Here is a 14,687-nt window from a genome sequence, read left to right as displayed (position 1 = left end):
TTTTGCTTGGGTTTTCCAACGTCATCCGGCTGCATCACCGTGGTCGCAATAGTCGCCGACGATTGCGAACCGGGCGCGATCTTGCCCAGCAATCCACGCCGGCGCCTTGCCTCTGCCAGTCCAAGTCTGGCCGGACTCGGGATCGCGGTACTTCGGTGCCACCGGGGCCGCCTTCCTCGAGCCGCGCTTCGTTGCGAGTTCGCCAGCGGTGATGCCATACAGTGTCATCAGCTCGCGGATTGTCGCCAGGGCTTCGTCTCGCTCGGAACGCATTGCGGCTTCTATGCGTGCTTCCAATTCGCGCCGTTCAGCAAGCAATTCTTTGTACGTCTTGGACATGCTTTTTCCTAGTTCTCGAATGTCTTCAGCTCGAACACGCAGGCCGGCTCGCCTGGACATAGGAGCCCCTGTTCGACGCCGATGGGCACCTGGCTATTGCCGACGCCATAGCGCCAATAAGTGAAGTACAGCGCGCCCGCAGAACTAACCGCCCTGGCCTCGAGCGCCCTGAACGGACCCGAGTTGATTTTTCCCAACTGCGGCACGAGGTTGATGTCGGTCCTACCGCCCAGCGTGTGAGCGATCGCGTGGCCGCGGTGATAGCGGCCGCTGTTATTGAGGGGGTGCCCTTTCATTCGCGTCGCAATGACGGCTCTCGATTCGTGATTCCTGCCTCTGCTGATACCCCATGCGGCCACGAGACGTTCAGCTGCCACGTCGAACAGATACGAAAAGCCCGCATCCGATGTTTCGAGCAATTCGCAATCTGGCGTATTGCTAGCGTAATCCTGCGCCCACATCGCGAGGAGCAGCGGCCCCACATCCTCGCGAAAACATTGCGGTGCCGTTTCGCGCGACAGGCGCGTCAAGATGCCGTTCAGCGGCTCCCGATAATCGATCATTGCCCTCTCCCGACAACTAACGATGCAATCCGATGTGACCTCGAATGGACGATGCGCAGGCTAGCGGCTGACAGTTCTTGGGATTCCATTCGCTGTTCCGCTTTGAATCTCTAAAATCACCACTCGCCGTTCCGCTGGAAATCGGCGGCGAATGCATCTATATCACGCCTGAAGTAAGCGTACATGTATTCGTAGCTCGGGTGCCCGCTCTCGATCGATGTTCCGAGCACGTCAAACGTCTTTTCCTCGGGCCTACAGCCCACGTTTCGCCACGTCCCGTCGCACACATTCCAGGACACCAGGGGCATCCAGTGGAATCGCTTCCTACTCAGGACCATCGAAGATATCGACCATCTGTACAACGCGGCCGCGCGGGAAACTCCCTTGCAGCCAGTCCTGCCATTCCCACGCGTATGCGCATTCACCTTCGCCGTCGACCACCGGGCAGGCCGAGCCGCGCAATGCAATGCGGAAGCGGTCTTGCCACGGCTCCGGGATGTCGCTCAGGCGTACCGCGAAGGCGCGGCCTGCGCGCTCGATGAGCGGGACGATGGGCGCTGACGCGATGCTCATGAAAGGGCCCTCCCGTTCAAATATCGACGCCGAGCGTCGATGATGGATCCGGATCTTCTGGCTTTTGAGTCAGATCGCGCGCGAGCAGCTCGCGCACCATGTTGAAGAAGTCTTCCGCCTGGCCTACTGCCCAGCGTGCTTTGTCGGCAACGATCGCTTCGACGCCATAGTCTGCGATTCCGCGCAAACTCTCGACCTGCCGCAGAGCCCTACCGAACTCCGGTTGAACAAGGCCGCCCTTCACCAACTTCAAGCCGAATGCAGCGATCAGCCCACTATGGGTCTCTGGCGACTTCTCCGCCACGCCACTACCCAGAAGCGCTGCGTGGGCGGCATCAAACATGGCGTAGTACGCGCGATTACACGCGCCCTCGTAGCCTCCGGCCTGTAGCAGCACACGCGCCTCTTCGAGTGCACGTCCCGCCTTCGCCATGTAGTCCTTGTGCGTCTTGCTCACAGCGGGATTCCTTCACGGCGAATGTTCTCGATCAGTACCGGATTGCTGAACAAATCGGGGTGTTCCATCTCATCCTCCCAAAGCGGCAAGGCGCCGACCAGCACGCCGGTTTCGAGCAGCACATCGAACGACGTGCCCGCCATATCGAGGGCTATATCGGTGCGCTCCCCATGCTCGCCACGAAGAATGACGGCAATGTCTGCATCGCTCTCGTCGGTATTGTCGTGTCGAGCGCGACTGCCGAAGAGAATGGCTCGGCTCACCGGATAGCGGACCGCGATGCGCTTCAAAAAGACACGTGCCGCGCGGGCCGTTAATGGGTCAACAGATGGATTCATCACGGAAATCTCCGAGGTCATGCTTCTCATGTTAGGCGTACATGCACCATATCAACCCGCTTTGTTCAGTTTCTTCAATGCCTTCTCAAGCGCTTCAATAGCCCAGTCGTGACAGGTCCGAGCGCGCGACGTATCCGGATCGCAAGTCCACGACTTCACGGCATTCAGGCTGCACGGGCGGCTGGTTTGCTTTGCAATGAGCCTGGCGGCTTCGCCCTGCGTTCCCGCGAGCGCGCACAGCTCCCGCATGCGGGAACGATTGTCCATCGTTGGGGGTGGCGATAACGTGTTCATGTACACCAATATATCACCGGACTTCCCATCTGGCACGCCTTCAGCCTTTACGGCATTCGCCGTCGGTGCCTGAGCCTAGACGGCGAGGTTCCAAGCATTAGATCACCCCGCTCACGATCGACGATAGTTTCACTGGATCACCTTCGACAAGGTTCCGCACGGCATAGAGGCTTGAGACACCGATGAGTTCTTGAATGAGCTTCAGCGACCGGCCGTCACGATGCAGGCGCACTGCGAAGGTGCGTCTCGCGGCCGATGCGTTACCGCACACGCGGCTGGCTGCATCAAGGGCGCGGTCGTGGGCGGAATTGCCGGGCACTATGCCGGACATCACGCCGTCGCAGGTGCGGTTGGCGGCTGCATTGTCGGACGACACTTGGCGAAAAAGCATGCTGAAGAAAAGGTCGTGCAGCGGCAGGCGACACACGTGCAGTAGTTCGGGAACAATCGGTCACCTGGCCGTTTAAGCCTGCCTTAATTGTTGCCTGCAATCATAGCGACACGAATTCGCCTGCACGGGCCCCTGTCTTAGCGCCAGCACATCGGCGGCATTTTTCCGTGACAGGGCGAGTTCCGCAGGGAATACCGAGAAATTTTGACGCGAGTCGATACCATCATGCCCAGTACATCGCGAACCAGCAAACAGACCCACCCGGCCATGTCGCCACTACTGCGTGCGTTGACCTATAGCCGAGCTGCACACGAACCCGTGACCCAGGCAATGCTATTACAGTGTTATCTGTCTCTCGATGCCTTTCGGCGTGGTCATGGCTCGCGTGACCTGTTTACGACTCTCGCTCGACAACTACTTGTTGCCGATGAGTTGTGTCGTCTCGGTCACCAGCCGGATGCGATTGCCGACATTGAGGCGGCGCATGGAGCCTTGATGCATGTTGATGCCGTCGAGAAAGTGACGGGCAAATGGTTCATGGGCAATAACGACTACGCGCAGCTTTGCGTGGTGCTCGAAATCTTCGACCGCCAGTTGTCCATGGCGTCGCTCGGCGACATTGCAAAGGCCGAAGCGCAAATGCTTGAACGCATGATTCGCGCTGAACAGAAACTTGCCATTGTCTAACGCCCGCGAACCGAAAGACTTCGACGACACCCTGCGCCGACTGGCAACGATGCGGTCGCAGATAGGTTGCACAATACTATCCGAGCATTTCCATGATTTTGCGAACGCCAGCGACGTCATCACTGGTTTTGGCCGATGGAGCGTGCTCGAGATTGGATGGCGGGTAATTGCCAACACGCGGCACGGTGTTGCGTGCCCATCCATAGAAGAGCACCCGGAGATTCGTCGTAGCTAGCCCATCCAGGTCAACGCGCTCGCCACCCTCAAGCGTTGGCAACACCTTGGGGCTAGTCGATGTACGGAATGCTCTAACTTCCGACAATAGGGGGTTCAACATGGAACTCGACACGACCACTTTCCGGCAATTGCGTCGGCTGGCCCCTGTCCTCGAGGACATTCTCAGCACTGGGGAGGTCGAGCACGCCGACCAAGCGGTGAATCTCGTAGCACTGGCGCAACTCTGTTTACGTTTGTCCAACGTGTATCACTGCGTGCACCCGGACGAGACAATACAAGCGAGCCTCGACGCCCTTGAATTGAGCTAGCGCAATAGTTCTCGACCCTGCGGTGTGCGCTCAATCGCCGACATGGGAGCCAAGCCAGTGGCCGAACCTGTGCACGCGTCTAGTGGCAACACACGCGGAGTGCAGGTGTCGGCCTTGGGCGACACGTCGCGGCGAACATAGCCGCAGCGAGCCTAGCGCAAGTTACCCTACGTAGAATCAGAGCTGCATATGCTCAACGGGCTGGGCTCGACCTCGCGCGCAGAATTTCCCGAACGCGCTTTGCCGCAAAGATTGAGTTTCAGCGCAACCGATGTTCACCATGAGCGTCGCCAGCATCATGTCGGTGTGAAGACTGTTGCCGGAGTCTCTTCCAGTTGTGCGAAGGTCCGCCTGAACCGATATGGCTGACCACCAACGACAAACTGATTCCAGCCAGGGCTTGTCTGCTCCAGAATCGCGAGTGCTGTTGCAGCCGCAATTTTTCCGCGTGGCCTAATATCACTCAGCGAATCCGTTACATTGGCGACATAGACGGTAAAAGACTGCTCACTGGTTCGCGCGAGAATCACCAGCCCGCCTTCGTCGAGCGACAACTCGAGATACTCTGCAAGAGTCAGCAAGGGCTCGGACTGGTTGTCTACGTTTTCCATATGTTCATGCCCGTATCTGCTGCGTTGCGTTGAGTGCAAGGGCGGCTGCTCCGTTGCACGCGACGTTGCCACATTCCGCTTGCAAGATATACCTTCCTCGAAGAGTTCCGTTCGCCATCAGAAGCAGCGATGCTGGACGTGCTTTCCAGACCGCAGACACCCTGCTCCGACACTTGAGGATAGTCTACCCTCTTGACCTCCGCATCGGTCAGTACCTTGCTAGACTACACCGTCGTGGCGAATGGGGACGAGATGTGAACGTGTCTCGTCGCCCCGCACAGCCGGCACCGCACCAATAGACGTCGGCTCACACAATGTCACCTTGCACTACGCTCCTCTACCCGAAACAATGATGGACAATCGCCATATAACCCGAATGCCTGATGGGCGCGCTGACTTGCTCTGTTTTCTCGTCGCGACGGCGGCAGCGTCTTACGCACTGACCCAGGAGTGGCGAGTGGACCACGTGGTAGCAAATTGCCGCGCGTGGCTCGCGCGGCATCTGGTGTCTATGGATTGGTTTGAGCGCGTGGAAATCGGACAACTTGCGCTGAAAATCGCCGAAAGTGAGCTCCTGAAAGCAGGCATCGCTGTGCGGCTATCGAGTGTTCAGGCGCTCTTCACTGACGAAATGGGGCTCAATTACTCCAGCACCATGATTCAGAGAATGCTCAACCTTTGCAGGGAACGCGCTGACTCTCTGTAACCAGGGGAGCTACAACAAGGCACGAATGTGCTACTCAGCGCAAATCGAGGCGGACTACAGGACATTCCGGCGTGGATATAAACGGAAGCACCTCACTCCGCTGAGCGCGATACTTGAGGACAGGGAACGCCCTCATTCCGAGCACCATTTGGCTCGTATCGGAGATGTGCCTAGCGCAACTCCCGACCGTGGCGACCGCCGCTAGTCGCCTCAGTCAGACGCTGGGTACCGTGAAACAAAATCCCCAGGTCGTTAAGCGTCGCCGAGATAGCGGGCAGGTGGGCGGACCTGATGCAGCGAACCCGGCGGCCCGCGAGAACCGCCCGTGGCCGCGTTGCGATGAGACAGAAGACCGCATAGACTACCGGTTGAGCATCAATAGCGCGTAGGAGGCGACAATTCATTTCTCCAAGAGGCGGTCCAGTGCGCGACAGTCGTGGGTTGCACCTCACGCAAAGGGACGGGTGAGCCAACGGTCTACGCTATCGGCAACATCTGTTCGAGAAATGGTCGACGCAGGTCGATACGTGTCACTTGGTGAGGCTCTGCCCAACCGGCGCTGCTGCCTCATCTACAGCAAAGCGGACGGCCGCTGTTTTGTCGTCGTGCAAGACATCAGTAACTGGGCCGTTGTTACGATTCTGCCACTCTGGATGTGGAACAAGGGCGATTTGCCGGAAAGCTCGCCTCAGGCAGACGAAGCGCGAAGGTTGGCGCTCGAACCTCGCTCACGCCAGCCAAAACGACAAAATGTCGGACATCAGTCGCGACACCCGACCGGCCTCTTCAGGCGTAGACGATAAGTCCGCCTGGAGCGCAACGATTCTGGCCGATACCCGGTGCTTCGCCTCGCACTCTCGAGGCCCCTTCCACGACGCATCCCGTGCAGCCTCGAAGGCCGCTGTGAACACTCTGCCCATGCCGTGGCCGTACCCTCAACAAAGGCGGTGACCTTGCCATCCCTGCGGGCGCGGTGAATCCAGGACGTGGCACTGTCCGCATTCACAAACGGCATATAGCTGAAAAGAGAATGGCCCGTCTCCGCGGACCATTCTTTGCGCGACAGCAAGTGCCGCCGAGATGTCAGATTGGTTGAATGTTGGCCGCCTGCTTGCCCTTCGGTCCTTGCTTGACCTCGAAGCTCACCTTTTGCCCCTCCTGAAGAGACTTGAAGCCCTCCGCCCTCACTTCCGAAAAATGAGCAAACAGGTCTTCGCCGCCATCGTCCGGCGTAATGAAGCCGAAACCCTTAGCGTCGTTGAACCACTTAACCGTACCGGTTGCCATGTTATTCCCTATTGGTTGGATTGGTCATCGTGCGAGCCCCTCGCGCGTACGCGAATTCAAGAAAAGTGAAAGAACAAATCGGAGGGGTATCGCGGAAGATTCGGAAACACGAGCGACCCATACTTGTCACTTGAAGCTTGAGTTGGCGCATAGCGGTTTATACGGCGGCTCGTTGCGCGGGTCAATTGGCGTTTGTCTGGTTTGGCTCCCGCTGCGAGACACAGCCTCAGAGCACCGTGAGATGCGCTCGTTGGCGACAGCGCACCGCATCAGCTTCGCGTCGCGGCACTCGGTCTGCGCCAATCGCCCACGCGCCGTTAACGAAGACGGCTGAGTACCCTCTTTACTTAAGCGCCCTTTCCCGAAGACGATGAGGGGGAGGCTGCCGCCGTAACTGCATACGCACCCGACATGCCGCCGGGCGGTGCACCACAAAAACAAGCACGCACCAGCCCAGACTGGTGCGAGCAGTATGAACGCGAAGTTCCCGTTACCAGAAGCTCATGGCGTACCGCCCCTCGTCGTCACATTGCAGCTGACACTGACGGCGGTGCGCAATGAGGGTGTGAAAACTGGCAGGGTCGCTGGGCCGCTCATTGTGCTCGGCGTCGGCGAACCCGAGCGCCTCAATCAGCCTTTTTGCACACCAGGCCGTTTAGTGAAGGTCCTTTTGCTTGCACGAGTGCCCGGCGCCATCGTTGGCACCCGACGCCGGACCCGCGCGAGCGGTTTACTCCTCTCGCCCGTAATTCAAACCCTTTCGCATAGCCGTGTACATGGGCGCAGTCTTGTGCGGAGGGGTACAGGTCGTTGTTTTTGCGTCAACTCGGCTCCAACCCCCTTGTTTTAGCGCCTCGCCCGTTGCGGATTCAAATCCGAGTTGCTACGCTAGCGCCAGCCTGAGGATTTAGGTCTTTGCGTATTGTCGGTGACTACGCAAAGACAAAGGTCTCGGGCCAACCTTTGACCAATGACGAGGAATCTATGGCAACAACGAGTGCAACGAAAGCTGCAGCAAAGCCGGCTGCGAAGAAAGCGGTAACTCCGGTCGAGAAAAAGGCGAAGGCGTCCCCGGTGAAGAAGGCTGCGGCCCCCGTCGCGAAGAAGGCGGTCGCTACCGCGCCGCTGAAACCCATCAAGGATTCGTTCACGAAGGCTTCGCTGGCCATCCACCTTGCCGAGCGCGCAGGTGTAGAGCCGAAAGCCGCGAAGGCTTTGATGGCCGCACTGGAAGAAACGGTGCTCGCGTCGGTCCACAAGAAGGGCGCGAAAGCGTTCACGCTGCCGGGTCTGCTGAAGATTGTTGCTCAGGACGTGCCGGCAAAGAAGAAGCGTTTCGGCAAGGACCCGTTCACTGGTGAAGACAAGTGGTTCGCCGCGAAGCCCGCTTCAGTGCGTCTGAAAGTGCGCCCGCTGAAGAAGCTGAAGGACGCCGCGCTCTAAACCGAGCCGCTGGAAAGGAAGCGCCCCTCGCGACGGAAGTCTGAGGGGCTTTTTTGCTTCTATGCCTGAGGCGCACGGGCCTTGATTTAATCTCGCTACTCAAGATGAGCTGGGCGATACTGCCGAGCACTCGCCGTGTACAACCGCGAGTGCCCCACGTGCGCCGGACTATGTCACTTTAGCAAAAGACGGGAAATCTGGCGCATCTACCACCTTTGCAATCAGGTCCTGCACTGCCGGCATCAGCGCCTGGGCAGTCTGGTTGCACGCTGTTTCGCCGAAGTAACTGGACGTGTACGAATATTTTTCCGCAATGCTCAGACTGCGACCGTTCGACGATGACACGGTGAGGTCGAGACTCCACGCGCCGGAAACGGCGGCCGATTAGAGTCGATATCCCGATGCAGAACGACCGGGAAGACAACCTCTCCCCCGTGTGGCTCGGATAGCCAGGCGGAATCCGCGCAGGAAGGGGGTACCAGGATTAGCGCAGCTCCAGCTCGATGTCGTCAAAGAGTACGTGCGGAAGCCCGCTCGAGAACTGGACGCCAAGTTTGTCAATCTTCTCGCGAAGGAAGTTGACTGTCATGTGAAGAAAGTGCGCGCCAGATGACGAGTGGATATCCGCCACAACAGCGAGACTGAAGCGGGTCGCCTTGCGACGGCGCGAAAGCCGGGACTCGAGTTCAAGGAGCCCACGTACCGCCAGCTGGGCAACGGACTCGGCGAGTGCAGCCCCGACACCAACGCCGCGATGTTCAGGCACGACCCAGATTTCGAGCACCTCGATTTCAATCGATGGAAGCTGGCCGGTGGCGGCGTCCTCGATACGGACTACGAATGTACAGTAGCCCACTGCCGAGCGGCCGGCATACGCGACGAGCTGGTACCCGAACCGTGCGCAACCGGCGACGGACTCGCCGTCTCCGCAATCTTCCCCCTCGGTCACAGAGGACCAGGCAGTGTGCTGCTCTGACAGACTTTGCCCGGAAAGAGGCGCTGCCTCGCAGCTCGCCTCATCCTGCTCACGCGCATCACGCAGCTTCTTTCGCAGTAAGCGGGCCGAAGCATGGGGAGATGAGTTTTCATGGTGCCCGCAGTAGACGACATATCGGCGGCCGCCGCGCTCACACTCAAGAACCGCCCCTCCGGCCCGGACCTCAAGCGGCAACGGCGTGGCAAGCGGCTTAGACAACAGTGAATGGCGCGCGCGCTGTTCGACAGTCATGCAGACGATAGTGTGTCTCTGGGTGGATAGGTTTAGCCCTATTTTACCGCTGTGCCAGACCTCACGCTCAATCACCGCAAAGGCGGGAATCGACTCGCTATTCCGGCTCGCACATTCTCATCAGTGCACTGCCGCAAGTCACACAAGGGGAGTCAGGCGTTGAGTCTGCGATACGCGCTCAGGTGGCGGAGCAAGCCCTGCTTGTCGCCGCGTATCTCGCTCAGCCTCGCGAGATTGAAATGCGCGTCTGCATACGTTGGGTCAAGTTCGATGCACCGCTCGTAGGCGAGCGCTGCATCGTCGACCCGTTTCAGCTCCTCCAGCACAACTTCGCGGTTGAAGTGGAGCAATGCATCATCCGCGAAATGTCTCAGAGCCGTGTCGAAGACGGACAGGGCCTCCTCGCACCGCGACTCCGCCTCGCAAAGGAGCGCGCCAAGATTGGTGTACGCGTCGAAGTGAGGTTCTGGCGAAATCTCAAGCACCTTCCGGTAGGCCTGTTCGGCACCGACGATGTCGGTATCGGTGAGTTGCTCAGCCAGCGCAAACCACTCAGCGGGCTGCTGCCCAGCGCTCTTGAGATTGCGCGGCGCTGAGTCGAGGAATGCAACGTCGCCCTTGAGAGGTGCGACCTCGAAGTCGAGCGGAAACTGGCCAGAATCGGCGTCCCATTGAGCCGCGCCGTCCTGATCGCGACGCTGTCGCCGACGGCCGTAATGCGGATACCCGAAGGAGGCAATTCTTCCGGCAGCTCAGCCTTGAGCTTCGTGAACGCGCGCAAAATCCTGCGCGCGGGTATATTCGCCGACTGTAGCTGGAACGCGGTGCGCAGCAGTATCACGTCCCGGAACGTGAAGCGCAGCGCGTTACGGCGGCCACGCGTGGGCTGGACGAACCCCGCAGAACATGGCTCTTTTTGCCCATTGCCCGAAAACTGAAAATCTGCCCCAATCCCTTGGTGGACAAGGCTTTCCGGGGAGTGATACAGCGAAATCGCTAACCGGCCTATTGCGCAGAGCGGGAATCCAGTTCCCGCAACGCGCATTGCAAGTCACGCCCGCGTTCGCTGTTCGGTCCGTGCTGCTCGTCCAGCGATTGGCGAAGCATGATCTTCAGCTCAAAGACGTAGGTTGGCGCCCACGGCTCAACCGATGCAATAGCCCGAATCAGGGCACGATACTCTCCGTACTGATCGGAGATGATCGCAGCGACAACTTTCGTGGCGAATGCCGAAGGCTCGACGCCTGCGTCGATGCTCACCTTGACCAGATCGGAGGAGGCCTGATCGAAAACTCGGCTGACTTCCCATCCCTCTTCGGTCGTGCGTTCAAATAGGGTTCCGGCCAGAGCGAAGAACTGCCACATCAGATCCGGTGCAAGATCCGGTGCCGACCGGGAAACATTCGATGCAATGGCGACCCGCATGCCGTCGAGTTCCTCGGCCAGTTCGCCGACCTGTTCCGCGTCGAGAAACGACGTTTGCGCGCCGAATTCGCTGATCCATTCGCGAACGGCAGCGACAATGTTTTCGTCCTTTTGGGCGGACAGTTCGAATTGCAACCGACGCCGCATGCACGGGTTCGTCATCGCCACCTCGGCCAGCAGTGTGGCCAGGCGTTCCGGCCCGACGGCCGCCAAGGCTTTGGCATTGATCGGATCATCCTCGCTTGACATACAATCTCCTGCAGAATAAAAGCCTTTGATGCCGCGGACGGTGGAATACTTGAGAAATCAGTTGTGCTACGTTCCAGTCCGTCTGCGCGACCTGGGTTTCAGCGGTGACGATTGGGCGGGCATGCCAGGAATCGGCTCGAACAGCGCCTCGAGATCATGGGCCGAGAACTTGACTGTGCCTGCGGCATCGTCGGAGAGGATCGCGCTGGCGAGTGCGGCCTTATGCTGCTGCAGCGCGACGATTTTTTCCTCCACACTGCCGGCCGTGATCAGCTTATAGACGAACACAGGCTTGTCCTGTCCAAGCCGATGCGCGCGATCGGTGGCCTGATTCTCCACGGCCGGATTCCACCATGGATCGTAGTGGATGACGGTGTCGGCCGCGGTCAGGTTCAGGCCCACGCCCCCGGCCTTCAGGCTGATGAGGAAGAGCGGCACCTCACCCCGCTGAAAGCGTCTGACCGGGGCGGCACGGTCGACCGTTTCGCCGGTCAGGATAACGTACGGAACCCGGGCTTTGTCGAGCGCGGCTGAGATGAGCTCAAGCATGCTGGTGAATTGCGAGAACAGCAGGATTCGACGCCCTTCCTCAATGAGTTCGGGCAGCATCTCGAGCAGCAGCGCAAGTTTGGCGGATTCCTTCACGCGAGCGGCCTGCGTGGTCTTGAGCAGTCTTGGGTCGCAGCAGACCTGGCGCAGCTTGAGCAGTGCGTCGAGCACGATCAGATGGCTGCGTGCAAGGCCATTGACGGCAATTGCATCGCGAACCTTCTTCTGCATTGTGGCGCGCACGGTCTCGTACAGATCGCGCTGTGCGCCTTCGAGATCGACCGTACGCATGATGGTCGTCTTCGGCGGCAGTTCGGTGGCCACTTCGTCCTTGCGCCGGCGCAGCATGAAGGGGCGGATACGGCGCGCGAGCAGCTCACGCCGCACGGCATCGCCGCCTTTTTCGATCGGAGTCCGCCAGCGCCGTGCGAAATCGTCGCGCGAGCCCAGAAACCCGGGGAGCAGGAAGTCGAACTGCGCCCACAGTTCACCCAGGTGATTCTCGAGCGGCGTGCCGGTCAGGCACAGGCGGTGCGTCGCCCGCAGGGCGCGGATGGTGGCGGCCGCCTTGGTGGCCGCGTTCTTGACGTACTGGGCCTCGTCGAGGATCAGCAGGTGATACGCGTGCTGCGCGAGCATTTCCTCGTCGCGCCAGGCGAGCGCATAGGTCGTGAGCACGAGATCATGCCCGGCGATCTCGTCGAAGCGCGCGTGGCGTTGCGCACCATGCAGGTTGAGGACGCGCAACGCGGGCGCGAAGCGCTGCGCCTCGTCGCACCAGTTGTGTATGAGCGTGGTCGGCACGACGACGAGCGCGGGCTGTCCGAGGCGACCCGCCTCCTTTTCGGCAAGAATGTGCGCGAGGGTCTGCACCGTCTTGCCCAGGCCCATGTCGTCGGCGAGCACGCCCGAGAGTTTATGTTCGCGCAGGAACTGCATCCAGGCGAGCCCCTGACGCTGATAGCCGCGCAGTTCAGCCTGCAGTCCCTGCGGCACAGGCACTTCAGTGACACCTGGCCCGGCCATCAGGCGCTGGGCGAGCTGGCGGACTGATGCGTTGCCATGAAACTGCCAGCGGCCAGTATCGTCGAGCGCCGCGAGGCGCGCGGCATCCCACTCGGAAATCTGCATGCCGCTGCCGACATGCTCGAGCAGATCGACCAGCACGCGCACGACTGGTTTCAGACGCCCGGCCGGCAAGCGCAGCCGTTCGTTGCTCGGCGTCTTAAGTTCAATGGCTTCATCGTCGGCGATGCTGTCCAGCTGCCCGGAGAGCCAGCGCGCATCGCGCGCAAAAAGATCGGCCAGCAGCGGCTCGAGGCGCACCCGCTGGCCGTTGACCGTAATGCCCATTTCGACGTCGAACCAGCCTTCGTCCGTCTGCCGCAGGCTACCCTCGATCGCATTGATCTCAATCACGTTGTGACGGAACGCGGCCGCCATCTCGACCAGCCAGCCTTTCTCACGCAGGGCCGGCAACGTGTGTTTCATGAAGCTCGGCCAATCGTTCGCCCCTGACGGTTCGAGCATACCTGCCGGGAAAGCCTGAGGGCCCCGCGCCCGATTGGATGAGATGACACGCAGCCCGGCCCGCTGCAGCTCCGTCAGGCGGCGCTTCTCGCTGGCGGAATCGCGCTGGATCTGCATGAGTTCGCCGTGCGCGCCGAGACGGATGAGCGCCGTGTTTCCCTGCGCGGGAACGCGTTCACCCTCGTAGTCAAAGCTGACGGTCGCGAAATCGAGCGCATTCTGTACGTTCGTCGACGACCAACCCGGGCTCCAGGTCAGCAACGTATCGAGCGAGAGCACCGGTACCGGCGTGGCCCCGATCGTGCGCACGCTCGACTGGTCGTACGCGGGCGGCAGCGGCACGCCGGGCGTCACTTCGCGCAGCACGTTGCCCACGAGCGGAGCCTCGTCAAGGGTGATGGCAGGCATCGACAGCACGTCCGCGATTTGGGAGGCGGGCCAAGCCAACTCGACCGGTCCGGCTTCGCCCGCCTGGGCATCCAGATACCAGCACGGCTCCGTTGCCGTAATCAGCACGGTGGCAGCAGGTTCGGTCTGCAGGCCTGGACGCATCCGCGTGTCGGGCAGTGTCTGCCAGGTAAAGTGTCCCAGGCGGACTGGTCCGCCGCGCAGTGGGCACGGTTGTCCGGAATGCATGGTGCTGGCCTCGGGTGAAGCAAAGGCGCGGCCGGTGGCAATGAGTTTTTCGAGAAGCGCAGCGCCCGTGGCGCCCTGCAGCCCGAGCTGGCCGCCATATGAGCCGCGTGAGCGCCCGAGCCACAGTCCGCGCAAGATCGGTAGATCTTCTTCGCTCACGAACTTCGGCGGCTTGACGAGCGCATTCTCGATGTTGTGCCACGCGTCCTCGAGCGAGCGAATCGAGCCGTCGGCGGTCACCCGCGCCTTGTACAGCACGATCTGCGGGTAGCCCTGATACGAACTGGTGATCACGTAGGCGAGCGCATGGGATGCCCGGGCGGTCGCTTTTTTACTGCCCGCGGGCGCGCCCAGATGCCTGGCCCGAAAAGCCTCGAGCCAGCCTACCAGCTCGGGACGCACGCCGGTGACCGCTTGTTTGGGCAGGTGGACAAGGCCGGCGATCAACAATGCCGCCACGTGCTTGCACTCGAAGCCGACCGGACACGTGCACTCGTTTTCGATCCACATACCCTTGTCGACGTCGTTGAACACGACCCAGACGTCATAGGGGCGCGACCGTGTGCCTTGTACCTTTCCCGTGAGCTTATGGCTGTCGCGCCAGCGCAGATCCGAGACGGCGGGCGCGTAGTCGCGCGCCTTGGCGACCGTGTAGGAGCCCAGCCATTCCGTGATTTGCTTTCGGTCGTATTGAATGGTCATCGGCAGAAGATCTGGGTCGTACGTGTATCGAGAGGTTTGAGAGAGTTGCCGCAATCAGGCTGAGGCGCCAGGCATTTTACGCGCGTGCTTCGTCGGGTTGCTCCGCAGGTCCTGTTGGGGAGGGTGTGTCAGTG

At 60.4% G+C, this 14,687-nt stretch carries 16 protein-coding genes; 5 read left to right on the top strand and 11 right to left on the bottom strand.

Annotated features, from left to right (window positions below):
- Window positions 1-21: 21 nt before the first annotated feature.
- The 5 genes from ACV229_RS26525 to ACV229_RS26505 form a co-directional block, all read right to left on the bottom strand.
- Entirely contained in the window at window positions 22-339 is a 318-nt protein-coding gene (locus ACV229_RS26525) for an H-NS histone family protein (protein WP_448086075.1), read from the bottom strand.
- 8 nt (window positions 340-347) lie between these two features.
- Window positions 348-902, bottom strand: coding sequence for a DNA/RNA non-specific endonuclease (locus ACV229_RS26520; RefSeq protein ID WP_448086074.1), 555 nt, complete (start codon window positions 900-902; stop codon window positions 348-350).
- Window positions 903-1,226: 324 nt separating this feature from the next.
- On the bottom strand, window positions 1,227-1,475 hold the full coding sequence (locus ACV229_RS26515) for a hypothetical protein (RefSeq protein WP_448086073.1): 249 nt from the start codon (window positions 1,473-1,475) through the stop codon (window positions 1,227-1,229).
- A 16-nt stretch (window positions 1,476-1,491) separates the two neighbouring features.
- Window positions 1,492-1,932, bottom strand: a complete 441-nt coding sequence (locus ACV229_RS26510) for a HEPN domain-containing protein (protein ID WP_448086072.1) — start codon at window positions 1,930-1,932, stop codon at window positions 1,492-1,494.
- Window positions 1,929-2,291: a nucleotidyltransferase family protein gene (locus ACV229_RS26505; protein WP_448086071.1), complete on the bottom strand. Its 363-nt coding sequence runs from the start codon at window positions 2,289-2,291 to the stop codon at window positions 1,929-1,931. Before ACV229_RS26505 ends, ACV229_RS26510 begins: the two co-directional genes overlap by 4 nt.
- A gap of 493 nt (window positions 2,292-2,784) precedes the next feature.
- On the opposite strand from ACV229_RS26505, the gene ACV229_RS26500 reads away from it, so the two are divergent.
- The 3 genes from ACV229_RS26500 to ACV229_RS26490 all read left to right on the top strand — a co-directional run bounded on the left by ACV229_RS26500 (window position 2,785) and on the right by ACV229_RS26490 (window position 4,187).
- Entirely contained in the window at window positions 2,785-3,000 is a 216-nt protein-coding gene (locus ACV229_RS26500; protein WP_448086198.1) for a hypothetical protein, read from the top strand.
- 180 nt (window positions 3,001-3,180) lie between these two features.
- Window positions 3,181-3,642, top strand: coding sequence for a hypothetical protein (locus tag ACV229_RS26495; protein ID WP_448086070.1), 462 nt, complete (start codon window positions 3,181-3,183; stop codon window positions 3,640-3,642).
- A gap of 335 nt (window positions 3,643-3,977) precedes the next feature.
- Window positions 3,978-4,187 (top strand): hypothetical protein, encoded by a 210-nt coding sequence (locus tag ACV229_RS26490; RefSeq protein WP_448086069.1) that lies wholly within the window; start codon window positions 3,978-3,980, stop codon window positions 4,185-4,187.
- A gap of 296 nt (window positions 4,188-4,483) precedes the next feature.
- Here ACV229_RS26490 and ACV229_RS26485 read toward each other — a convergent pair whose 3' ends face one another.
- Complete coding sequence (locus ACV229_RS26485) at window positions 4,484-4,798, bottom strand: hypothetical protein (protein ID WP_448086068.1); 315 nt, start codon at window positions 4,796-4,798, stop codon at window positions 4,484-4,486.
- Between the two features lie 352 nt (window positions 4,799-5,150).
- Here ACV229_RS26485 and ACV229_RS26480 point away from each other — a divergent pair, with 352 nt between their 5' ends.
- Window positions 5,151-5,504 carry a hypothetical protein gene (locus ACV229_RS26480; RefSeq protein WP_448086067.1) on the top strand — a complete coding sequence of 118 codons (354 nt, stop codon included), beginning with the start codon at window positions 5,151-5,153 and terminating at the stop codon, window positions 5,502-5,504.
- Between the two features lie 1,083 nt (window positions 5,505-6,587).
- Here ACV229_RS26480 and ACV229_RS26475 read toward each other — a convergent pair.
- Window positions 6,588-6,791 carry a cold-shock protein gene (locus ACV229_RS26475; protein ID WP_448086066.1) on the bottom strand — a complete coding sequence of 68 codons (204 nt, stop codon included), beginning with the start codon at window positions 6,789-6,791 and terminating at the stop codon, window positions 6,588-6,590.
- Between the two features lie 984 nt (window positions 6,792-7,775).
- Between ACV229_RS26475 and ACV229_RS26470 the strand changes: the two genes are divergently transcribed.
- Window positions 7,776-8,234: an HU family DNA-binding protein gene (locus tag ACV229_RS26470; RefSeq protein ID WP_448086197.1), complete on the top strand. Its 459-nt coding sequence runs from the start codon at window positions 7,776-7,778 to the stop codon at window positions 8,232-8,234.
- Between the two features lie 484 nt (window positions 8,235-8,718).
- On the opposite strand, the gene ACV229_RS26465 is transcribed toward ACV229_RS26470, so the two are convergent.
- The 4 genes from ACV229_RS26465 to ACV229_RS26450 all read right to left on the bottom strand — a co-directional run bounded on the left by ACV229_RS26465 (window position 8,719) and on the right by ACV229_RS26450 (window position 14,553).
- Window positions 8,719-9,462: a GNAT family N-acetyltransferase gene (locus ACV229_RS26465; protein ID WP_448086065.1), complete on the bottom strand. Its 744-nt coding sequence runs from the start codon at window positions 9,460-9,462 to the stop codon at window positions 8,719-8,721.
- A 152-nt stretch (window positions 9,463-9,614) separates the two neighbouring features.
- On the bottom strand, window positions 9,615-9,947 hold the full coding sequence (locus ACV229_RS26460) for a tetratricopeptide repeat protein (protein ID WP_448086064.1): 333 nt from the start codon (window positions 9,945-9,947) through the stop codon (window positions 9,615-9,617).
- Window positions 9,948-10,467: 520 nt separating this feature from the next.
- Window positions 10,468-11,136, bottom strand: coding sequence for a DUF6880 family protein (locus ACV229_RS26455; protein WP_448086063.1), 669 nt, complete (start codon window positions 11,134-11,136; stop codon window positions 10,468-10,470).
- Window positions 11,137-11,202: 66 nt separating this feature from the next.
- Window positions 11,203-14,553: a DEAD/DEAH box helicase gene (locus ACV229_RS26450; protein WP_448086062.1), complete on the bottom strand. Its 3,351-nt coding sequence runs from the start codon at window positions 14,551-14,553 to the stop codon at window positions 11,203-11,205.
- Window positions 14,554-14,687: the final 134 nt, after the last annotated feature.

This window comes from Burkholderia sp. MR1-5-21 (genome assembly GCF_053427715.1).
This window is presented reverse-complemented; position numbering and strand designations above follow the sequence as displayed.